Raw genomic sequence first — 21,088 nt, forward strand, 5'->3', positions numbered from 1 at the left:
CCGGCATTCTCGCCCAGCAGACACTGCTCCTGCCCTGCGGCACCCCATAGCCCCGCGCAGTCAGATGGCCAGCGGTGCCACCGCATTGCGCAACGCCCGCAGCACGCTGAACACCGTCAGCGCCGAGGTCTTGGGATTGGCCGCCAGTGGCTGGCCCGCCAGCTCCAGTGCCAGGCGGCCAAAGGCGCCATGGGCCTGAATCTGGTGCACATTTTCCTGGCTGTGCGGATGGGCTACCAGCCGCACCTGGGTGGCGTCCAACCCCAGGCCGGCCAGGGCCACGGTGGCTGCCACATTGGCATTGCGCGGGAACTGGCGTGCGGCCTCGCGGGCACTGCCGCTGAAAAAACAGACAGGCTGCTGCAGGCCTTGCAGATCGCACAGCGCCTCGGCCGGCGTACCCGTCCAGGCCAGCGCAGGTTTGGTGCCGGTATAGGTCACGCTGTCCAGCCCGCCTTCGCGTGCAGCAGCCAAGGCGTCGATGGCACCGATGGCACCGGCCAGCAGCTGCACACGCGTGCGGCCTTGTTGCGCGGCATCCGCCAACTGCTCCACCAGGCCGGGGGTACCCAGCGCCCCCACCGACACCACCAGGCAAGGAATGCCACGGCGCAGTGCCGGCAGCACATGGCTGGCGATGGCAGCATGGCCGGCGCATTCCACCAGCAGATCGGGCATGGCATCGGCCGGCAAGGCCGACACCAGTTGGGCCGCAGGCGCATGCCGGGCCAGCAGGGCCTGGGTTGCGGGGCGCGGCTGGCGTGCCAGCACCCAGTCCACGCGCAAGCCAGCAAGGCCAGGCTCCTGAGACAGGCGCTGCAGCACTTCGCTGCCGATGGCACCGCAGCCCACCAGGGCTACGCGCAGCGGCGAAGCGGAGGGCGCCCGTGCTTCCTTATGTTCTTTTTCCATGGCGGCCGAGGGTACGCCATGGCGTGACTCTCTGTGGACTGCCCACGTAAAAAGGAGCGCAGAGCGCTCCTTCAGAGATACAACGTGGCGCTGCGTTTTAGTGGGCAGCGACCGGTGCCACCGTGCTGTCACGCAGCTCGCGGCGCAGGATCTTGCCCACGGGGGTCTTGGGCAGCTCGGTGCGGAACTCGATGACCTTGGGGCGCTTGTAGCCCGTGAGGTTTTCCTTGCAGAAGGCACGCAACTGCTCCTCGGTCAGGCTGGCGTCCTTGCGCACCACCACCAGTTTCACGGCCTCGCCGGAATTGGCATCGGGAATGCCCACCACGGCACACTCCAGCACACCGGGGCAGGCGGCCACAATGTCTTCGACCTCGTTGGGGTAGACGTTGAAGCCGCTGACCAGCACCATGTCTTTCTTGCGGTCCACGATCTTGATGTAGCCGCGCTCGTCCATGAGACCGATGTCGCCGGTGAGGAAATAGCCGTCGGCTGTGGTCACCTTGGCGGTTTCATCCGGGCGCTGCCAGTAGCCTGCCATCACCTGCGGGCCCTTGACGGCAATCTCCCCGGTCTGGCCCAGCTCGGTCACGGTCTGACCTGCGTCATCCACCAGCTTCACATAGGTGCTGGGCTTGGGTACGCCGATGGTGCCAGTGAACTCAGTGACCGTCACGGGGTTGCAGCTGACCACGGGGCTGGTTTCCGACAGGCCATAGCCTTCAACGACGGGGCAGCCGGTCTTTTCCAGCCACAGCTTGGCCACAGCACCCTGCACGGCCATGCCGCCGCCCACCGAGACTTTGAGGTGGCTCCAGTCCACAGTGTTGAAGTCCGGGTGGTGGGCCAGGCCGTTGAACAGCGTGTTCACGGCCGGGAAGTTGTGAAAGACCTGGCCTTGCAGGTCTTTGAACACCGACTTCAGGTCACGCGGATTGGCGATCAGGATGTTGCGCCCGCCGGTGTGCATGGCCAGCATCATGTTCACCGTGAAAGCGAAGATGTGATAGAGCGGCAGCGCGCACACGCTGGTGACTTGCTCACCGCTTTTGCGGATATTTTTCAGCACCGGATTGAACCAGGCTTCGCACTGCAGGGTGTTGGCAATGATGTTGCGATGCAGCAGCACCGCACCCTTGCTGATGCCCGTCGTGCCGCCGGTGTACTGCAGCACGGCGATGTCGTCCGAGCCCACGGCCACAGGCACAAAGCGGGCCTGGCGGCCCTTGCTCAGCGCGGTGTTGTAGCGCACGGCGCCGGGCAGCTGGAACGGGGGCACCAGCTTTTTCACCTTGCGCACCACGTAGTTGACGATCAGGCCCTTGAGCAGGCCCAGCTCATCGCCCATGCTGCACAACACCACATGCTTGACCTCGGTCTTGGCAATGCATTGCTGCAGCGTGTGGGCAAAGTTCTCGATGATGACGATGGCCTGCGCCCCCGAGTCCTTGAGCTGGTGCTCCAGCTCGCGTGCGGTGTAGAGCGGGTTGACGTTCACCACCACATAGCCGGCCCGCAGGATGGCGGCCACGGCCACGGGGTACTGGGGCACGTTGGGCATCATGATGGCCACGCGGTCGCCCTTTTTCAGGCCCAGGGACTGCAGATAGGCCGCAAACACCTGGCTGTGCCGGTCCACATGGGCAAAGCTGATGTCCTTGCCCATGAAGGTGTAGGCGGTGCGGTCGGCATAGGCCTTGAATGCCTGCTCCATCAACGCCACCAGCGAGGTGTAACGCGAAGGATCGATATCAGCCGGCACGCCTTCAGGATAGGCAGCCAGCCATGGACGCTCTGTCGTCATGCCCGGGTCTCCGTTTTGTTTGTATCTGGTGAATCGTGAGATTGTGCAAAAAAGCACGTACGTTCGATACTTGTGCTTACCCTAGTAAACACCCGTAGAGGCTGCAGCCTTTTGACCCTGCGCAGCCTGGACGAAGAAAGCCTGAGCACGCCAGGTGCAGCCAGACCATGCACAGTCACAAAAAAACCCGCAGGCCAGGGGCGTTGCGGGTTTTGCATGTTTCAGGCTTCTAACGCTTGCAGCACAGGCACCAGAAGCTATCAAAAACAGAGTATTTACTTGACCAGCTGGGCCAACTCACCTGCCTGGTACTTCTTGGCCATCTGCTCCAGGCTATAGCCCTTGATCTTGCCGCCCTGGCCTTCGCAGCCAAACTCGATGTAGCGGGCCTTGCAGACCAGCTTGGCCGCTTCGCGGGCGGGCTTGAGCCATTCGCGGGCGTCGAACTTGTCGGGGTTCTCGGCCAGGAACTTGCGCACCGCGCCGGTCATGGCCAAGCGGATGTCGGTGTCGATATTGATCTTGCGCACGCCGAACTTGATGGCTTCCTGGATTTCCTTGACGGGCACGCCGTAGGTTTCCTTCATCTTGCCGCCGTACTGGTTGATGATGGCCAGCAGCTCCTGGGGCACGGAAGACGAGCCATGCATCACCAGGTGGGTGTTGGGGATGCGGGCGTGGATTTCCTTGACGCGGGAAATCGCCAGGATGTCACCTGTGGGGGGACGGCTGAACTTGTAGGCGCCGTGGCTAGTGCCGATGGCGATCGCCAGCGCGTCCAGCTGCGTGGCCTTCACGAACTGGGCGGCTTCCTCGGGGTCGGTCAGCATCTGGCTGTGGTCCAGCTTGCCTTCGGCGCCAACGCCGTCTTCCTCGCCGGCTTCACCGGTTTCCAGGTTGCCCAGGCAGCCCAGCTCGCCTTCCACGGTGGCGCCGATCTTGTGGGCCATGGCCACGACCTGCTGGGTCACGTCGACGTTGTAGTCGAAGGACGAAGGGGTCTTGCCATCGCTCATCAGCGAGCCATCCATCATCACCGAGCCAAAGCCCAGGTTCAGAGCGCCTTGGCAGATATCGGGCGTGGTGCCATGGTCCTGGTGCATGACCAGGGGGATATGGGGGTATTGCTCGGCAGCGGCCTGGATCAAATGCTTGATGAAGGGCTCGCCTGCGTATTTGCGGGCGCCAGCGCTGGCCTGCAGGATCACGGGTGCGCCGACTTCGTCAGCCGCCGACATCACGGCCTGAACTTGTTCCAGGTTGTTGACGTTGAAGGCGGGAATGCCATAGCCGTTTTCAGCAGCATGGTCGAGCATTTCGCGCATCGAGATAAGAGGCATAGGAAATCCGTTCAAAGTGGGCAGAGGCGGAGCCCCGGCGACAAACAAGCGCAGTTTGCATGCCGCTGCACGCCTGACAAGGCACGCAGGCAGCGGCCGTAACCGCTTCGTAACTCGCAATTTTAGCGGCTGCGCACCGATCCTGGTACGTGGGCTTGTTCACTCTGGCTACACACAGACAACAAAGTGCGTACTCACTGAGTAAATAATGCTTTCCCAGTGGAATGTACCGCCATTCACGGAACATTCATCCGCGCTGTCTACGGTTACGCACTTGCTCACCCGCTGCGGCATTGCAGGCCCATGGTCTCCACGCGGTCGCCGGGTCTGCACAACGCCCACTGTTTTTGCCTCACCCCACAGGACACCTCCATGCTGCAGGCCATAGACCTTCCGCTGTTTCACCTGCTCAATGCCGGTGCCGGCAGCCCCGCCTGGTGGATTGCCAGCGCACGCGGGGCATCGGCCTGGCTGCCCGGCGCCTGCATGGCGGCCCTCGGCCTGTGGATGTGCCTGCAAGGCCCTGCCGGGCTGCGCAAGCTGGGCCGCACCGCTGCTGCACTGTCCCTGGCCTGGCTGGCATGCAGGCTGATCCGCTGGGGGCTGCCCATGCCCCGCCCCGCCTTCTATGGCCTGGGCGTGCAATGGATTGCCCACAACACCGGCGCCGGCATGCCCAGCCTGCATGCGGCCGGCGCCTTTGCACTGGCCATGGCCATACAGCTGGGCTGGGCACGCCAGAAGCGCTGGCTGCCTCCCCTGGTCTGGGCCCTGGCCACGCTGGTGGCCCTCAGCCGCGTGGTGCTGGGCGTGCATTTCCCCAGCGACATCCTGGCCGGCCTGCTGGTGGGCTGCGCCAGCGCCTGGCTGGCCTGGCGCGTGGCGCGGGCGCCTGCACCGCAGCCCCCAGAGCTGCCCCGCCACGGCCACCTGCCCGCCTGATTTTCTGTCACCCAAACGGCTGATCATTCGCGCCAGGGGCGCTATGGTGCGGGCAGTTGCGCACCTGCCGCGATGGCGGGCTGCGCCCTCCCCGTGCACACTCCCCCCTCTGCAGTCCCATGCGCCTTCTTGATCACCCCGGCCGTTCCACGGTCATGGCCCGCCACGGCATGGCCGCCACCTCCCATGTGATTGCCACCCAAACGGCAATCGATGTATTGAAAGATGGCGGCAACGCCATGGACGCGGCCATTGCCGCCTGCGCCGTGCAAGGCGTGGTGGAGCCAGGCTCCACCGGCATAGGTGGCGACTGCTTTGCGCTGTACAGCGCCGGCGGCAGCAACAACATCCTGGCCTTCAACGGATCGGGCTGGGCTCCGGCCGCTGCCACGCCGGCCGCGCTGCGCGCACGCGGCGTCACCCAGATCGAGCGCCAGAGCGCCCATGCCGTGACCGTACCCGGTGCCGTGGACGCCTGGGACCAACTGCTGCGCCGCTGCGGTACGCGGCCGCTTTCCGTGCTGCTGGAGCCCGCCATACGCTATGCCGAAGAAGGCTTTGCCCTGATGCAGCGCAGCCATGCCGACTGGGCCAACCAGGAGGCGCTGCTGCGCGGCGAGGCGAATGCTGCGCGCATTTACCTGGTGGATGGTGCCGCGCCCGCCATGGGCAGCGTGTACCGCTTTCCCGAGATGGCGCAATCGCTGCGCCAGGTTGCCGCCGAAGGCCGCGACGCCTTCTACCGTGGCAGCCTGGCACAAGACATGGTGGCCTATCTGCAGTCCCGCGGCGGCCTGCACAGCCTGGACGACTTTGCCCAGTACCAGGGCAAGTTCGAGACCCCGATACGCAGCCGTTTTCGCGATGTGGAGGTGGTGGAATGCCCGCCCAATGGCCAGGGCGTGATCGCGCTGCTCATCCTCAACATCCTGGCCCGCTTTGACGTCGACCCCGACCCGCTATCGCCCGCGCGCCAGCAGCTGGAGGTGGATGCCACCCGCCTGGCCTACGGCGTGCGCAATGCCTTGCTGGCCGATGGCGCCCATGCCCGCGTGGATGTGGACTGGCTGCTGTCCGACGCCCTGGCCGACGAGCTCGCAGCCCGCATACGCGCTGGCGATGTGGCCCAGGACGGCGGCTATGTTCCGCCTGCCGCGCACAAGGACACCGTCTACCTCACCGTGGTGGACAAGGACCGCAACTGCGTGAGCCTGATCAACTCCATCTTCACCAACTTCGGCAGCGGCCAGGTAGCCCCCGGCGGCATCCTGCTGCACAACCGGGGCATGGGCTTTGAGCTGATCGAGGGCCACCCCAATGCCATAGGCCCACACAAGCGTCCGTTGCACACCATCATCCCGGCCATGGTGGTCAAAGACGGGCGCTGCGTGCTGCCCTTTGGCGTCATGGGCGGCCAGTACCAGGCCATGGGCCATGCCCATCTGGTGAGCAAATGGGTGGATTACGGCATGGAGCTGCAGCACATCATCGACCTGCCCCGCCTCTTCCCCCTGCCCGGCGCCGCCACACCCGCACAGGTGGAAGTCGAAGCCCGCATGCCCGCCGCCGTGCGCGCGCAATTACAGGCCGCCGGCTACCACTGCGTGACACCCAAGCTGCCCCTGGGAGGCGCACAGGCAATCTGGATAGACTGGGAACGCGGCGTGCTGCACGGCGCCTCCGACCCACGCAAGGACGGCTGCGCCCTGGGGTATTGAGACCTAGACTTTTATAGCTGAATTGGCCGCCAACGCTTATACAGAGCGCATTGGCAGCTATCAAAACAAAAGCTGCGGCACCGACAAGCAGTACCGCAGCTTTGCAATCCCTCAGAAGTCAGCCAAGCCCCCTCTACCAAAGACACCGCGCAAGGGCCGCCCCGCCGCGCCGGTGTCGTCCCCCTCCAGCGCATAGTGCCAGAGAGGGGGAAGGCGCGCAGCGCCTCAGGGGGTGCCTTCCCAGCTCATGGGGTGACCTTGCAAATCTTCAGCATATTCGTGCCCCCCGGCTGCCCCATGGGCTCGCCGCAGGTAATCGCATACACATCGCCGGCCTGCACGATGCCGCGCATGCGCAAATGCTTTTCGGCCTGCTCCAGCGCGGTGTCGCGGTCGGCGCTGGTGTCCATCAGCAGCGGGCGCACATTGCGGTACAGCGCCATCTTGCGCTGGGTGGCAATCTTGGGCGTCAGGGCGTAGATGGGAATGTGGATGCGATGGCGGCTCATCCACAGCGCGGTGGAGCCGCTTTCCGTCATGGCCACAATGGCCTTGGCCCCCAGGTGGTGAGCGGTGAACAGGGCACCGATGGCGATCGACTGGTCGATGCGGCGGAACTGGCGGTCCATGAAGTCGGCGTCCTTGCGCGGCTCTTCGGCGGCCTCGGCGGCGGCGCAGATCTCGGCCATGGCGCGCACCGTCTCCAGCGGGTATTTGCCGGCAGCGGTTTCGGCGCTGAGCATCACGGCGTCGGTGCCGTCCAGCACGGCATTCGCCACATCACTCACCTCGGCGCGCGTGGGCACGGGGTTGGTGATCATGCTCTCCATCATCTGCGTGGCGGTGATGACCACCTTGTCCATCTCCCGTGCCATGCGGATCATTTTCTTTTGCAGCGCCGGCACGGCGGCATTGCCCACTTCCACGGCCAGGTCGCCCCGCGCCACCATGATGCCGTCGGAGACGCGCAAAATGGCCTCCAGCTCGGGGATGGCCTCGGCGCGTTCAATCTTGGCGATCAGCCCCGGGCGCTGGCCCGAGCCGGCGGCCGCCACGCTGCACAGCTGGCGCGCCATTTCCATGTCGGTGGCGTTCTTGGGAAAGCTCACGGCCACATAGTCGGCACCCAGGCCGATGGCGGTCTTGATGTCCTCCATGTCCTTGGCCGTCAGCGCCGGCGCCGTCAGCCCGCCGCCCTGTTTGTTGATGCCCTTGTTGTTGGACAGCTCGCCGCCGATGGTGACGGTGGTGTAGACCGCATCCCCCAGCACACGCTCCACGGTGAGCACGATCAGGCCATCGTTGAGCAGCAGCACATCGCCCGCCTTCACATCGCGCGGCAGCTCCTTGTAGTCCAGGCCCACACCGTTGATGTCACCCGGCTCGGTGCGGCCCGCATCCAGCACAAAGGGCTGGCCCACCTCCAGCTGCACCCGGCCTTCGGTGAACTTGCCCACGCGAATCTTGGGGCCCTGCAGGTCGGCCATGATGGCCACTTCGCGGCCCTCGCGCTGCGCAGCGGCACGCACCATGGCGGCGCGGTCGATATGGTCCTGCGCCGTGCCGTGGCTGAAGTTCAGGCGCACCACGTTGACGCCGACGGCAATCATCTGGGCCAGCAGCTCGGGGTCGCTGGAAGCCGGGCCCAGCGTGGCCACGATCTTGGTGGCGCGACGCACACGGGATGGCGAAGAAGTGACGGAACAAGGGGATGCAGCGGTCATCGGTTTCAGTCAAAAAGAGGGGGGAAAAGGCTCGCCACCAGGGCGCGCCCATCAGGTCAGTCCATGGGAAAAGGCCAAGGCCAGCATGTGGGTGACGATGGCGGCCTCCAGTCCATAACGCCAGTAGATATAACCCACAAGCAAGCCAAAAACCGTGTTACCCAGCAGTACAAAGCACAGAATTTGCGGCGTCAGAGTGCCCAGCAGCGCCACCGCCGGGGGCAGGCTGCTCAAGGCAAACAGCAGGGCCGACAACAGCACGGCCACGGCCACCAGCCAGGGGCGGGGAGCCCCACCCTGCGGCTGCAGCAAGCGCCACAGTGCAAACAGCAACATGCTCATCATGCCCCAGCGCAGCAGCAGCTCCTGGCTGATGCCGCCATACAGCAGCTGGGTCCACAGCGGCAAGGTCTGCAGCGGGTCACTGGGCACCAGCACATCGGGCACCAGTTGGGCCAGCGACACCATCCAGGCCGCGCCCAGCACACCGCCGCCAGCACCAGGCAGCCACAGAGAGGCCAGCAGCGGGCGCAGGCGCTGGCCGGTGAGCCAGGCCGTCAGCAGCGGCGCACCCAGGCCCACGCGCGGCGCCACCCAGGCGCCAAAGAACACGGCGGCCGCCAGCAGCAGACTGCTTTGCAGCCCGCCCATGGCGGGCAGCAGCCAGTCCGGCAACATGCCGCCCGGCAAACGCTGGCCCACGACCCAGGCCATGCGCCACACGCCGGGCAGGCCCAGCAGCCACAGCAGCAGGCTCAGTTGCAGCAACAGCCGGCTTTCACTGGGCGCAGGCATGGCGTGGGCGTCATCGTCGATAGGGTCCAACATGGCGGCGTCCATCCGAATGAACAAAGCAGACAAGGGCGCAGGCGCACGGAAGTCGCCTGCATAGACATCAACCCCGCATCAATGCCTCGATCTCGTCGGGCTCCACGGGCACGCCACGGGTCAGCAGCTCGCAGTCGCCTTCGGTGACCACGGCGTCGTCCTCGATGCGGATACCGATGTGGTGAAAAGCCTCAGGCACACCGGGTGCAGGGCGCACATAGATGCCGGGCTCGATGGTGGTCACCATGCCGGGCCGCAATATGCGGCTGGGACGGTTGGTGATGTGCTCGCCCGACAGCGGGTCCTTGCGGGTGCTGGTCTGGCCCAGCTCGCTGGGCTCGACATAGCTGCCGCAGTCGTGCACATCCATGCCCAGCCAGTGGCCGGTGCGGTGCATATAGAACTGGAAGTAGGCGCGGTTGGCGATCACGTCCTGGGCCATGCCGTACTTGTTTTTGTCCAGCAGGCCCAGGTCCAGCATGCCCTGGGCCAGCACGGCCACGGTGGCGTCATGCGGGTCGTTGAAGCGCTGGCCGGCACGGGTGACGGCAATGGCGGCCTTTTGGCTGTCCAGCACCAGCTCATACAGCGCGCGCTGCGGACCGGAGAAAACACCATTGGCCGGGAAGGTGCGAGTGATGTCGCTGGCATAGCTGTCCAGCTCGCAGCCAGCATCAATCAGCACCAGATCGCCGTTCGCCACCCGGGTGTCGCCGGCGCGGTAGTGCAGCACGCAGGCATTCGCCCCGGCGGCCACGATGGAGTCATAGGCCACACCCTGGGCACCACTCTGGCGGAATTCGTGCAGCAGCTCGGCATCCAGATGGTATTCACGGCAGTCCTCGCCGGCACGCAGCATGCGGGCCGAACGCTGCATGGCGCGGATATGGGCGCGCGCGCTGATGATGCCGGCACGGCGCATCAAGTCCAGCTCGGTGTCGTCCTTGACCAGGCGCATCTCGTCCAGCAGGGTGCAGACATCGCCCTGCTGCGTGGGGCACAGCGCACCGTAGCGCACACGGGCACGCACGGTGGTCAGCCAGCCTTCCACCTGGGCGGCCAGGCCTTCATGCGTGGCAAACGGATACCAGACACGGTCCTGGTTCTCCAGCAGACGCGGCAGGCGGCTGCCCAGCTCGGTGATGGAGTGGGCCGCATCCATGCCCAACTGGGCCACGGCGGCATCTGGGCCGAGGCGGTAGCCGTCCCAGATCTCGCGTTCCAGATCCTTGGGCTGGCAAAACAGCGTGCTGCGGCCATCTGCGGCCAGCACCAGCGTGGCATTGGGCTCGGTAAAGCCGGTCAGATAGTAGAAGTAGCTGTCGTGCCGGTAGAGATAGCTGTTGTCGCGGTTGCGGCCCCGCTCCGGCGCGGTGGGAATGATGGCGATGCCGCCCGCACCCAAAAGGGCTGCCAGGCGCGCACGGCGTTGGGCATAAACAGAGGTCATACAGCTATCGTACTGCGGCCACAGACCTCTTCGCACCAGATGCACCCGCACGACGCGCCAGCCGGAGACATTCGTGGCGCCACGCCTGCATTTGCCGCCTTAAATGGACAGATGTACCGCCAAAATCGCCGGCAACTGGCGCAGCCCATGCCAGGGCTGCCGCGCAAGGGCCGCCCCGCCGCGCCGGTGCTGTCCCACTCCGACGCATCGCGCCAGAGAGGGGGAAGACGCCGAAGGCGGCACGGGGGGTGTTTTATTTCAAGCCACCAACATGCTGACCCCCGCCACCATCAACAGGCTGCACACCATCCACTGCAGCACGCGGGTGGACAGCGGCGGCGGGTATTTGGCCAGCAGCCAGGTGACGCCTGCCACCACGGGCACGGCCACGGCAGCCGTGATCAGGGACGGCAGCGACAGCCCGCCCGAGGGAATGACAATGCCCAGGCGCAGCACGGTATTGGCCAGAAACATCACCAGCAGGCATTGGCGCACCAGCTGGGCCGGCAGCGGCTGGCGGTACAGGTGATAGACCATGGGTGGCCCCGAGGTAGAAAACAGCCCGCCCAACAGACCGGACAGGCCGCCCGCCACCCACATGGGGCCCGGGCCCGACAACGTGGCGCGCTGGCCTTTTTGCAGCAGCAGCACGATGGCGCAGGCGATGATGGTCACGCCCAGCAGCATGCGCAGCAGATTGACCAAATCACCGCTGAGCCAGTGCAGCAGCGCCAGCCCGCCCAGCACACCGATCAGGCTGCTGATCAGAATCGGCTTCAGCAAATCCCAGCGCGGCTGGAAAGGGTGGCTGCGCAGATAGACCACGCCATTCACCAGGGACAGCAGACCGGCCACATTGGCCGCATCGGCAATCGGCATCAGGTGCAAGGCCCCGGCCATGCCGACAAAAATCAGGCCGAAGGCAAAGCCCGTGAGGTTCTGGCAGGCCGAGGCCAACACCACCACGCCCAGCAACCACCCGTAGGTGCTCCAATCCACTTGCATGTCCGTATCCATGGCCGACGCCTGCCCTGGCCAGCCCTTGAGGGGTTAAAAAATCAGGAGCACCTATCGCTCACCATGCTTGCGATTGCAGCACTTTCACACCTGCAATGCCCAGCATATGCGCGACAGCTGCTCACCTTTTGAGGGCGCGTAGACCCGCGTGCAGCGCCTCGGGGCAGCACACCCTGACATGCTGCGCAGACCATTGCAGCAGCTCGCCGCGCTGACGGTGCAGGCCTTGCGGGGCAAAGTCCTGCGCATGGGCCAGCAGCGCGCGCGTGGTCACATCCCACAGCCAGCTCTGGCCTTGGGCCACCACGCACAAGATGCCGGCCATGCAGTGCAGATGCTGGGCTCTGGGCAGCTCCGGCATGGGCCAGGCTATGCCGCCATGGCCGTCCTCAGGGCGGGGAGCATGGATGTCGAACACCGCCACCCCAGGCACATGGCCGCCGTCGCCAAAACCGTCTTCCTCCCAGTTGCCCAGGTTCCAGATGGCGATGTGTGCATCGTCCAGCCACACACAGGGTTCGGCCCAGCCTTCGCCCTGCGCCAGCCGCTTGCGTGTGGGGCCGTCTTCGGACTCCCAGCGATTGCCCTCCAGCCAGGCCGGCAGCGACCAGACCGTGGGAATGCCTACCGGCGCCCAGACCCAACCGTCGTCCAGCACATGCTCCCGCGAGGGGCTGAGCAGCAAAGCGCCGTGGAAAAAATCCAGATAGTGGGGCTGCTCATATTGCGTGCCGTCGCGCTCGGTCAAATTGGTGCCCGTGGCGCAATCCATCACATCCAGCCGGTTCCAGTCCGTGCGGTGGATCAGCACATCGCGCCCCTGGTGCTGGGTGAAGGCAATGGAAAACGGCACGGTATGGGTGTGGTAATCACCACCATGGAGCGGCGCCACAACGTCGCCCGTGCCCAGGTTCACCAGCACGCCAAAGCTGCCGCCGTCATCGACTACCACCGCGTAGCCACCGCTGAGGGCGCAATGCAGCTTGAAGCCGTGCGGCCCATACGGCCTGGGCGGCGTGGGTGTGGGCAACTCCAACTGCGCCAGTCGCTGGCTGTGGCCGCTGTCCAGGTCCATGCCATGCAGACCACCGCTCTCAGTGAGCAGCAGCAACTGCCCCCATGCGGCCTGCGCGGTGCAGGCCGTGACGATGGCGGGGCCCTGCCAGTCCAGGGTGCGTACCGGGCCCAGCGCAAGCAGCGCCGTCATGCCTGGCTCTGATTCAGCTGGGCCAGCCGCTCGGGCGTGCCCACATCCACCCATTGCCCACGGTAAACCGTGGCGCCCACGCGGCCGGCATCCATGGCGCGGCGCAGCAGCAGCACCAAGGGCATGGCAATGCCCTGGGGGTTGCCGGCGAGAATATCGCACCAGGGCAGGCCAAACAGCTCGGCCTTGAGCAGTGCAATCGTGCTGTAGGTGTAGCGCGGCAGGGCGGCCTGCTCGGGCGTAGCCCCCTCCTTGGGCACATTCACGGCGCGGCCATGGTCTCTGCCGGGAGCGCTTTCGCGCAGGCCAAAGTCCCCTTGCGGGTGCTGCACCGGATTGGGCACCAGCCACAGATGGGCCAGATCGTCGCTGGCCGCAAAAGCCTGGGCAGCTGCGGCATCAAACACAAAGTCGGGCGCAAACACATCGCCCGCTGCCAGCCAGAACACCGTGGGCAACAGCGGCAGGGCGCGGGCAATGCCGCCGGCGGTTTCCAGGGCCTGGCCAAAGTCCTGGCCCTCTTGCGAATAGCGCAGGCCACCGGCTGCGGCCAGCGCCGGCCAGGCCGCATTCAAATGGGCGGGGATCTGTTCCCCCAACCAGGCCGTGTTCACCACCAGTTGCTGCACCCCATCGCGCTGCAGCGCCGCCACATGCCAGTCCAGCAGCGCACGGCCCTGCACGGCCAGCAAGGGCTTGGGCGTGGTATCGGTCAGCGGGCGCATGCGCGAGCCCCGGCCTGCGGCCAGCAGCATGGCAGCAGGAGAGGAAAGACGAGGCTGGGAGTGGGCCTGGGAGCGGTGTTCCACCGGCAAAGCATTCATGGGAAATCCTGTGGTGCGCGGCGCCACATGCTGGGCCGCCAGCCGCTACTTTAGGGCCTTGGATGCTGCCCAGGCCCGACGGCCAACAGGGGGCTCTGTAACCCGTTGGAAACCGCGATCTGCCACATCGGTAAAATCCCGCCCATCTTTCGCACACTCACCCCTCGGAGCTGCCCTCCATGGCAAACACCCACATGATGGCCAACGCAATCCGTGCGCTGGCTATGGACGCTGTTCAACAAGCAAATTCCGGCCACCCCGGAGCCCCCATGGGCATGGCCGACATGGCCGTCGCCCTGTGGAGCCGCCACCTCCAGCACAACCCGGTGAACCCTCAGTGGGCCAACCGTGACCGCTTCATTTTGTCGAACGGCCACGGTTCCATGCTGATTTATTCGCTGCTGCACCTCACCGGCTACAACCTGCCGCTGCAGGAGCTGAAGGACTTCCGCAAGCTGCACAGCAAGACCGCAGGCCACCCCGAAGTGGGCGTGACCCCCGGCGTGGAAACCACCACCGGCCCCCTGGGCCAGGGCATCACCAATGCCGTGGGCTTTGCGCTGGCCGAAAAGCTGCTGGCTGCCGAGTTCAACCAGGGCAAGCACCGCATCGTTGACCACCACACTTTTGTGTTCATGGGCGATGGCTGCCTCATGGAAGGCATCAGCCACGAAGCCGCCGCACTGGCCGGCGCCTGGAAACTCAACAAGCTGATCGCCCTGTGGGACGACAACGGCATCTCCATCGACGGCCAGGTCACCCCCTGGTTTGGCGACGACACCGCCGCACGTTTTGAAGCCTATGGCTGGAACGTGATCCGCGCCGTGGACGGCCACAATGTGGACGCCGTGGACGCCGCCATTGCCGCTGCCAAGAAGAGCGCCGCCAAGCCCACGCTGATCTGCTGCAAGACCAGCATCGGCAAGGGTTCGCCCAACCGCCAGGACACCTCCAAGGCCCACGGCGAGCCCCTGGGCGCCGAGGAAATCGCGCTGACCCGCGCCGCCCTGGGCTGGGAGCATGGCCCGTTTGAAATCCCCGCCGATGTCTACACCGACTGGGATGCCAAGGCCGCCGGCAAAAAGGCCGAAGCCGCCTGGAACCGCAAGTTCAACGCCTACGCCAAGGACTTCCCCGAGCTGGCCGCCGCCTTCACCCGTCGCATGGCCGGCAACCTGCCCGAGAACTTCGTCGAAGTGGCAGCGCAGATCGCCTCCGACGCGCATGACGCCGCCGCCACCGTGGCCAGCCGCAAGGCCAGCCAGCTGGCCCTGGAAGGCCTGACCGCAGCCCTGCCCGAGCTGCTGGGCGGCTCGGCCGACCTGACCGGCTCCAACCTGACCAACACCAAGAGCACCCCCGCTTTCCGCGTGGATGCCAAGGGTGCCGTGGTCAAGACCGAAGAAGGCAAGATCGGCCGCCACATCAACTACGGTGTGCGCGAGTTCGGCATGGCCGCCATCATGAACGGTGTGGCGCTGCATGGCGGCTACATCCCCTACGGCGGCACCTTCCTGACCTTCTCCGACTACAGCCGCAATGCCATCCGCATGGCGGCGCTGATGAAGCAGCGCGTGATCCATGTGTTCACCCACGACTCCATCGGCCTGGGCGAAGACGGCCCCACCCACCAGTCCATCGAGCATGCAGCCAGCCTGCGCCTGATCCCTGGCCTGGATGTGTGGCGCCCCGCTGACACCACCGAAACCGCCATGGCCTGGGCCGTGGCACTGAGCCAGAAGAACCGCCCCACGGCCATGCTGCTGAGCCGCCAGAACCTGGCCTACGCTCCCAAGAGCGAAGAAGCGCTGGACAACATCGCCTGCGGCGCCTATGTGCTGTCCGAGCCCAAGGATGTGGGCCTCTTGGGCAAGAAGGCCCAGGCCGTGATCATTGCCACCGGCTCCGAAGTGCAGCTGGCCCTGGCCGCCCAAAAGCAGCTGGCCGAGCAGAAGATTGCTGTGCGCGTGGTCTCCATGCCCAGCACCACCACTTTTGACCGCCAGGACATGGCCTACAAGCAATCCGTGCTGCCCGCCGGCCTGCCCCGCGTGGCCGTGGAAATGGGCGTGACCGACTTCTGGTGGAAGTACGGCTGCGCCGCCGTGGTCGGCATCGACAGCTACGGCGAGTCGGCCCCCGCACCGGTGCTGTTCGAGCATTTCGGCTTTACCGCCGACAATGTGGCCGCCACCGTGCAGGAAACGCTGCGCCGCGCCAAGTAATCACCGTCAAACACCTGCACAGGCCCGCCCCAGCAGGTGTTTGACAGAGAGTGACCGATTTTTTTAGCTCCACTATCCCTAGAGACGAGGCAACTATGACGATCAAGGTAGGTATCAACGGTTTTGGCCGCATCGGCCGCAATGTGCTGCGTTCGGCAGTGCAGAACTTCAGCGACATCGAAATCGTTGGCATCAACGACCTGCTCGAGCCCGACTACCTGGCGTACATGCTGAAGTACGACAGCGTGCACGGCCGTTTTGACGGTGAAGTCTCCGTCGAAGGCAACACCCTGGTCGTCAACGGCAAGAAGATCCGCCTGACCCAAGAGCGCGACCCCGCTGCCCTGAAGTGGAACGAAGTCGGCGCCGACATCGTGATCGAATCCACCGGCCTGTTCCTGACCAAGGAAACCGCCCAGAAGCACATCGACGCGGGCGCCAAGAAGGTGATCATGTCGGCCCCTTCCAAGGACGACACCCCCATGTTCGTCTTCGGCGTGAACTGCAAGACCTACGCCGGCCAGGCCATCATCTCCAACGCCTCGTGCACCACCAACTGCCTGGCCCCCGTGGCCAAGGTGCTGAACGACAAGTGGGGCATCAAGCGCGGCCTGATGACCACCGTGCACGCAGCCACTGCCACGCAAAAGACCGTGGACGGCCCGTCCAACAAGGACTGGCGCGGTGGCCGTGGCATTCTGGAAAACATCATCCCCTCCAGCACTGGCGCCGCCAAGGCCGTGGGCGTGGTGATTCCCGAGCTGAACAAGAAGCTGACCGGTATGTCCTTCCGCGTGCCCACTTCCGATGTGTCCGTGGTCGACCTGACCGTGGAGCTGAACAAGGAAGCTTCCTACGAAGAGATCTGCGCCGAAATGAAGGCCCAGTCCCAAGGCGCTCTGAAGGGCGTGCTGGGTTACACCGAAGACAAGGTGGTGGCCACCGACTTCCGCGGTGAAACCTGCACCTCGGTGTTCGATGCCGAAGCCGGTATCGCCCTGGACAAGACCTTCGTCAAGGTCGTGGCCTGGTACGACAACGAGTGGGGCTACTCCAACAAGTGCCTGGAAATGGTGCGCGTGGTGTCCGCCAAGTAAATGGCGGCCCTGGACTGATTTTTTCGGTCTAATCTAGCGCCAGCGCTTGTCCATCAAGCGTTGGCAGCTATCAAAATCAAAAAGCCAGCACCGTGAGGCGCTGGCTTTTTGCTTGGCTACTTTCGAATATTCTCTATCGCACGCCCGGCACAGACCAGGTCCATCACGTCTACCTCCATGAAACCACTGAGCTCACTTTCCGCACTCACTCTCGCCCTGCTGCTGGGCATGCAAACGGCCGGCGCACAACCCGCCGACATGCTGCGCGATGCCCGCAACGGCGACGCCGCCGCACAGACCGCGCTGGGCACGGTCTATGTCAAGGGCGAGGTGGTGGAGGCCAACCCGGTCGAGGCGGCCAAGTGGTACCGCCGCGCCGCCGAACAAGGCTATGCCCAGGGCCAATACAACCTGGGCGTGATGTTCGACGATGGCCTGGGTGTGGAAGAGAACCAGACCGAGGCCGCACAATGGTTTCGCCGCGCGGGTGAGCAAGGCCATGTGGGCGGGCAATACAACCTGGGGCTGATGCTGGCCCATGGCCTGGGCGTGCCAGTCAATCTGGCCGAGGCCGCACAGTGGTTCCGCCGCGCTGCCGACCAAGGCTTTGTGCTGGCCCAATACAACATGGGCACCATGCTGTTCGAAGGCAATGGCCTGGAGCAAAACCTCCCCGAGGCGGCCAAGTGGTTTCGCCTGGCTGCCGAACAAGGCGATGCCGATTCGCAGTTCAACCTGGGGGCGATGCTGGCCGACGGCAACGGCATTCCCCAGGACCTGAGCGAGGCCGTCAAGTGGTACCGACTGGCTGCCGCGCAAGGCGATGTATCCGCCCAGAACAACCTGGGCGTGGCCTACGAAAACGGCCGGGGCGTGCCCCGCGACCTGGCCCAGGCCGTGCAGTGGTACCAGCGCGCCGCCGCGCAAGGTCTGGCGGAAGGGCAAAGCAATCTGGGCGCCATGCTCAGCCAAGGCCGTGGTGTGGCGGCGGACCAGGAGCAGGCCTATTTCTGGCTGAGCCTGGCAGCAGCCGAGGACGCCACCGCACGCGCGGCCCGTGAGCAGGTTGCCCGCAAGCTCAGCGCTGCACAAAGGCAGCGCCTGGAAGCGAAAGCAGCGGCCTGGAGCCCGCAAAAATAAAAGTGCAGCCCGCAGTGCCAGCACAGTGGCACGGCACAAGGCCGCCCCCGCAAATGCCTGCAAAGGGTGCGCGCGGTGCTCCGCTTTGGCCTGCAGACATGCAGCCCCACCGGCCTCGCCAGCGCGTCCAGGGGGCGTGGGCTGCTATCAAAAATCCAGCGACAAGGCGGCTGGATTCTTTCCTGCCATAGCCAAAGCCTACACCGTGTTACTGAATGTTATATGACATTCTCCAGGCACATTTTGACCCTCTGATGCGCAGGCCGCCGCTATAGTCTCGCCACCTATAACAGCGCCTTCCATGGGGGAGGGGAAAATCATGAATTTCATTTTGGGCTACGCACGCTATGTGCTGCTGGCTGGACTGGCCTTGTTCGGTTTCAGCGCTTATTTGCTCTACCAAAGCGCCAACGGCGGCGGCATTCCCGAGCAGGCCGCACTCACCGTCATCAGCGGTGACATGCAGGAGGCACGCAAGGTCACCGTGACCAAGAAGCGCCGCCGTGGCGGCGAAACCAAGTCCCATTACTACGAGGTGGACCTCAAGCCCCAGGACGGCGAAGTGCTGACCATCAAGCTGCCTTCGCTGGTGCCCGAGTCTGCCGTGCAGGCCATGGCCGATGCCGACATGCTTGAGGTGGGCTACGACGCCACCAGCGATGCGCACAATGCCTACTCCGTCAGCGGCGACGGCCAGCCCCTGCTGCCCTACGAGCAGATGGCCCAATACATGCAGGAAGACGCCGACCACAGCAGCGCCGAAGCCCCCACGATGATGGGTCTGGGCCTGGTGCTGGCCATCATCGGTGGCCTGGGCATGCGCTGGCGCAAACAGCGCATCGCGCGCGAAGAACAGGAGCAGGCCGCAGCCTGATTGCGACCGCTCCCTCGCCGGGCCTGTGCATACGGCCCGGCGCAAGCCGCTGCCATCAGGCAGCGGCTTTTTTTATCTCACGGCCAGACGCACATGGCTTGCGCCGGCCACACCATCTGCGCACACTGGTGCCTCCGCCATCCCCTGCACCATGGCCGCCCACACCACCACCGCCGCCACACTCGTCGTACTCCTGCCCCTGCTGGTATGGCGGCTGCGCGCGCGTTGGCGGCGTCTGGTGGGGCGCCAGCGCACCAGCAAATACCGGCCCTGGATCAGCATTGCCATTTATGCACTGCTGCTGGGCCTGATCAGCTGGGCCTGCTGGGGCCGGTGGACGGCCCTGGCCACGCTGGGCACAGGGCTGGCAGCAGGCGGTCTGCTGTCGCGCTGGGCCTGGAAAAAAACCGTGCTGGAACCCACGCCGCAAGGGCTGTACTACACGCCCCACACGCGCCTGGGGATTGCGCTGTCACTGCTGTTTCTGGCCCGCATCGCCTACCGGGTGGTGGAGGTGCTCTGGCTGCTGCCGCCTTCGGACGCCGGCCTGCATGCGCTGGTCATCAGCCCGCTGACCCTGGCCGTGTTCGGGCTCATGGCCGGCCACACCATGGGCTATGCCCTGGCCCTGTTTGCCTGGCGCCAGCGCGTGCTGGCGGCCAAGCGCGCCCGCGAGGCAGTCACCTGACACAGCTGCTGCGCGCGTCCAGACGCACAGGCAAGGCGTGGTGCACCAGCCAATACGCCGCTACAGCATGTTGTGCATGCCTTGGCTGCTATAAAAATTCAGTGCCGCAATGGCACTGCCCGGCGTCTCTTCAGCGCTGTGGACTTATTCGATGCGCACGTCGGCGGCCTTCACCACGCGAGCGGATGCGGCCCAGTCGTCCCGCAGCAGTTGCTGGAATTCCTTGACCGGCAGCGTGCCGGCTTCCACCCCCACGCGGGCCAGGCGCTCCTGCACCACGGGTTCGGTCAACACCTTGCGCACGGCGGCGTTGATGCGCTCCACCTCGGCGGGTGGTGTGCCGGCCGGCGCCAGCAGGCCCAGCCAGGAATCAAACACAAAGCCAGGCACGCCAGCCTCGGCCACCGTGGGCAGCTGGGGCAGGAAGCGCGAGCGCTGCGCACCCGAATAGGCCAGCAGCTTCACGCGAGGATCTTTCTCGAAGGCCAGCATGCCGATGGTGGCTCCGGTCACCAGCTGCACCCGTCCGGCCAGCAACTCAGTGACCGCGTCGCCCGTGGACTTCATCGGGATGTGCTGCAGCTGCACGCCGGCCTGGGCCGCCAGCAGGGCGCTGGCCAGGTGCGAGGCGCTGCCGTTGCCGGCCGATGCGTAGTTCAGCGTACCGGGCTGGGCCTTGGCCCGCTGCAGCATGGCTTGCAGCGAGGAGATGCCACTGCTGGCGGGCACACCCACCACATAGCCGGTGCGCCCCAGGAAGGAGACGCCCACAAAATCCTTCTGCGCGTCATACGGCAGCTTGGCATACAGATGGCTGGCCAGGTTGTGGCTGGCAGCCGCCAGCACCAGGGTGTTGCCGTCGGGGGCGGACTTGGCCACCTGGGCCGTACCCACGCTACCACCCGCACCGGCGCGGTTTTCCACCACCACGGTGGCGCCCAGGGCCTGGCCCAGCTCATTGCTGAAGGTGCGGGCCACGGTGTCCTGTGTGGCGCCAGCACCAAAGGGCACGACGATGCGGATCAGGCGCTCGGCCTGGGCGGTGGATGCAAAAGACAGGGCTAGGGCAGCGGCCAGCAGGGAGCGGCAAGCAAGAAGGGAGGCAAACATCACGGGAGGTAGGCAGAAAACGGAAAAAGCACCCGCCTGTGCGGCGCCGTAGCGGCTGAAAGCCTGTGCGCGGCGGAGGGTGCGAGAAGCGGATTCTCGGCACCTACCTCGCCAAACCCAACCAATCATTCGCCATGTGCAAACAACCAAATCAACCAAGCACCAGTGTTGCGCGACATTTGCGAACC

17 protein-coding genes are annotated in these 21,088 nt (G+C 65.3%); 7 read left to right on the forward strand and 10 right to left on the reverse strand.

All coding sequences use genetic code 11. The features are described from left to right. Positions 1-60: 60 nt before the first annotated feature. The 3 genes from ACA027_RS21080 to fba form a co-directional block, all read right to left on the reverse strand. Positions 61-912 (reverse strand): aspartate dehydrogenase, encoded by an 852-nt coding sequence (locus ACA027_RS21080; protein WP_370680136.1) that lies wholly within the window; start codon positions 910-912, stop codon positions 61-63. Positions 913-1,009: 97 nt separating this feature from the next. Beyond that, a complete protein-coding gene (locus ACA027_RS21085; RefSeq protein ID WP_370680137.1) occupies positions 1,010-2,716 on the reverse strand; it encodes a long-chain-fatty-acid--CoA ligase in 1,707 nt (568 codons plus the stop codon). Positions 2,717-2,991: 275 nt separating this feature from the next. Next, the gene (fba, locus tag ACA027_RS21090; RefSeq protein WP_370680138.1) at positions 2,992-4,056 is read right to left on the reverse strand and encodes a class II fructose-bisphosphate aldolase; all 1,065 of its coding nucleotides are present in this window, start codon (positions 4,054-4,056) and stop codon (positions 2,992-2,994) included. Positions 4,057-4,428: 372 nt separating this feature from the next. Between fba and ACA027_RS21095 the strand changes: the two genes are divergently transcribed. Together ACA027_RS21095 and ggt are read left to right on the forward strand one after the other, a co-directional pair. Next, the gene (locus tag ACA027_RS21095; protein ID WP_370680139.1) at positions 4,429-4,998 is read left to right on the forward strand and encodes a phosphatase PAP2 family protein; all 570 of its coding nucleotides are present in this window, start codon (positions 4,429-4,431) and stop codon (positions 4,996-4,998) included. Between the two features lie 119 nt (positions 4,999-5,117). Beyond that, positions 5,118-6,716: a gamma-glutamyltransferase gene (gene ggt, locus ACA027_RS21100; protein ID WP_370680140.1), complete on the forward strand. Its 1,599-nt coding sequence runs from the start codon at positions 5,118-5,120 to the stop codon at positions 6,714-6,716. 245 nt (positions 6,717-6,961) lie between these two features. Here ggt and pyk read toward each other — a convergent pair whose 3' ends face one another. The 6 genes from pyk to ACA027_RS21130 all read right to left on the reverse strand — a co-directional run bounded on the left by pyk (position 6,962) and on the right by ACA027_RS21130 (position 13,766). Beyond that, positions 6,962-8,440 carry a pyruvate kinase gene (gene pyk, locus ACA027_RS21105; protein ID WP_370680141.1) on the reverse strand — a complete coding sequence of 493 codons (1,479 nt, stop codon included), beginning with the start codon at positions 8,438-8,440 and terminating at the stop codon, positions 6,962-6,964. 51 nt (positions 8,441-8,491) lie between these two features. After that, on the reverse strand, positions 8,492-9,268 hold the full coding sequence (locus ACA027_RS21110; protein WP_370680142.1) for a type II CAAX prenyl endopeptidase Rce1 family protein: 777 nt from the start codon (positions 9,266-9,268) through the stop codon (positions 8,492-8,494). Positions 9,269-9,335: 67 nt separating this feature from the next. Beyond that, on the reverse strand, positions 9,336-10,718 hold the full coding sequence (locus ACA027_RS21115; protein ID WP_370680143.1) for an aminopeptidase P N-terminal domain-containing protein: 1,383 nt from the start codon (positions 10,716-10,718) through the stop codon (positions 9,336-9,338). A gap of 258 nt (positions 10,719-10,976) precedes the next feature. Next, on the reverse strand, positions 10,977-11,735 hold the full coding sequence (locus ACA027_RS21120) for a TSUP family transporter (RefSeq protein ID WP_370680144.1): 759 nt from the start codon (positions 11,733-11,735) through the stop codon (positions 10,977-10,979). Positions 11,736-11,856: 121 nt separating this feature from the next. After that, positions 11,857-12,942, reverse strand: a complete 1,086-nt coding sequence (locus ACA027_RS21125; RefSeq protein WP_370680145.1) for a hypothetical protein — start codon at positions 12,940-12,942, stop codon at positions 11,857-11,859. Next, complete coding sequence (locus ACA027_RS21130; protein ID WP_370680146.1) at positions 12,939-13,766, reverse strand: nucleotidyltransferase family protein; 828 nt, start codon at positions 13,764-13,766, stop codon at positions 12,939-12,941. The genes ACA027_RS21125 and ACA027_RS21130 overlap by 4 nt, the downstream gene beginning before the upstream one ends. A gap of 179 nt (positions 13,767-13,945) precedes the next feature. Here ACA027_RS21130 and tkt point away from each other — a divergent pair, with 179 nt between their 5' ends. From tkt to ACA027_RS21155, 5 genes are all read left to right on the forward strand, one after another. Continuing rightward, positions 13,946-15,991: a transketolase gene (gene tkt, locus ACA027_RS21135; RefSeq protein ID WP_370680147.1), complete on the forward strand. Its 2,046-nt coding sequence runs from the start codon at positions 13,946-13,948 to the stop codon at positions 15,989-15,991. A gap of 95 nt (positions 15,992-16,086) precedes the next feature. Then, a complete protein-coding gene (gap, locus tag ACA027_RS21140) occupies positions 16,087-17,088 on the forward strand; it encodes a type I glyceraldehyde-3-phosphate dehydrogenase (protein WP_370680148.1) in 1,002 nt (333 codons plus the stop codon). Positions 17,089-17,265: 177 nt separating this feature from the next. Further along, positions 17,266-18,228, forward strand: coding sequence for a tetratricopeptide repeat protein (locus ACA027_RS21145; protein WP_370680149.1), 963 nt, complete (start codon positions 17,266-17,268; stop codon positions 18,226-18,228). Positions 18,229-18,547: 319 nt separating this feature from the next. After that, positions 18,548-19,102 carry a hypothetical protein gene (locus tag ACA027_RS21150; RefSeq protein ID WP_370680150.1) on the forward strand — a complete coding sequence of 185 codons (555 nt, stop codon included), beginning with the start codon at positions 18,548-18,550 and terminating at the stop codon, positions 19,100-19,102. A gap of 151 nt (positions 19,103-19,253) precedes the next feature. Further along, on the forward strand, positions 19,254-19,790 hold the full coding sequence (locus ACA027_RS21155) for a hypothetical protein (RefSeq protein WP_370680151.1): 537 nt from the start codon (positions 19,254-19,256) through the stop codon (positions 19,788-19,790). Positions 19,791-19,934: 144 nt separating this feature from the next. On the opposite strand, the gene ACA027_RS21160 is transcribed toward ACA027_RS21155, so the two are convergent. After that, entirely contained in the window at positions 19,935-20,900 is a 966-nt protein-coding gene (locus ACA027_RS21160) for a tripartite tricarboxylate transporter substrate-binding protein (protein WP_370680152.1), read from the reverse strand. Positions 20,901-21,088: the final 188 nt, after the last annotated feature.

It is taken from the genome of Comamonas sp. GB3 AK4-5 (genome assembly GCF_041320665.1).
Lineage (GTDB): Bacteria > Pseudomonadota > Gammaproteobacteria > Burkholderiales > Burkholderiaceae_C > Comamonas.

Excerpts from the sequence above, each read along its gene's own strand:
- ACA027_RS21080 (WP_370680136.1), bottom strand. The coding sequence starts at position 912 with ATGGAAAAAGAACATAAGGAAGCACGGGCGCCCTCCGCTTCGCCGCTG.
- ACA027_RS21085 (WP_370680137.1), bottom strand. The coding sequence starts at position 2,716 with ATGACGACAGAGCGTCCATGGCTGGCTGCCTATCCTGAAGGCGTGCCG.
- fba (WP_370680138.1), bottom strand. The coding sequence starts at position 4,056 with ATGCCTCTTATCTCGATGCGCGAAATGCTCGACCATGCTGCTGAAAAC.
- ACA027_RS21095 (WP_370680139.1), top strand. The coding sequence starts at position 4,429 with ATGCTGCAGGCCATAGACCTTCCGCTGTTTCACCTGCTCAATGCCGGT.
- ggt (WP_370680140.1), top strand. The coding sequence starts at position 5,118 with ATGCGCCTTCTTGATCACCCCGGCCGTTCCACGGTCATGGCCCGCCAC.
- pyk (WP_370680141.1), bottom strand. The coding sequence starts at position 8,440 with ATGACCGCTGCATCCCCTTGTTCCGTCACTTCTTCGCCATCCCGTGTG.
- ACA027_RS21110 (WP_370680142.1), bottom strand. The coding sequence starts at position 9,268 with ATGTTGGACCCTATCGACGATGACGCCCACGCCATGCCTGCGCCCAGT.
- ACA027_RS21115 (WP_370680143.1), bottom strand. The coding sequence starts at position 10,718 with ATGACCTCTGTTTATGCCCAACGCCGTGCGCGCCTGGCAGCCCTTTTG.
- ACA027_RS21120 (WP_370680144.1), bottom strand. The coding sequence starts at position 11,735 with ATGGATACGGACATGCAAGTGGATTGGAGCACCTACGGGTGGTTGCTG.
- ACA027_RS21125 (WP_370680145.1), bottom strand. The coding sequence starts at position 12,942 with ATGACGGCGCTGCTTGCGCTGGGCCCGGTACGCACCCTGGACTGGCAG.
- ACA027_RS21130 (WP_370680146.1), bottom strand. The coding sequence starts at position 13,766 with ATGAATGCTTTGCCGGTGGAACACCGCTCCCAGGCCCACTCCCAGCCT.
- tkt (WP_370680147.1), top strand. The coding sequence starts at position 13,946 with ATGGCAAACACCCACATGATGGCCAACGCAATCCGTGCGCTGGCTATG.
- gap (WP_370680148.1), top strand. The coding sequence starts at position 16,087 with ATGACGATCAAGGTAGGTATCAACGGTTTTGGCCGCATCGGCCGCAAT.
- ACA027_RS21145 (WP_370680149.1), top strand. The coding sequence starts at position 17,266 with ATGAAACCACTGAGCTCACTTTCCGCACTCACTCTCGCCCTGCTGCTG.
- ACA027_RS21150 (WP_370680150.1), top strand. The coding sequence starts at position 18,548 with ATGAATTTCATTTTGGGCTACGCACGCTATGTGCTGCTGGCTGGACTG.
- ACA027_RS21155 (WP_370680151.1), top strand. The coding sequence starts at position 19,254 with ATGGCCGCCCACACCACCACCGCCGCCACACTCGTCGTACTCCTGCCC.
- ACA027_RS21160 (WP_370680152.1), bottom strand. The coding sequence starts at position 20,900 with ATGTTTGCCTCCCTTCTTGCTTGCCGCTCCCTGCTGGCCGCTGCCCTA.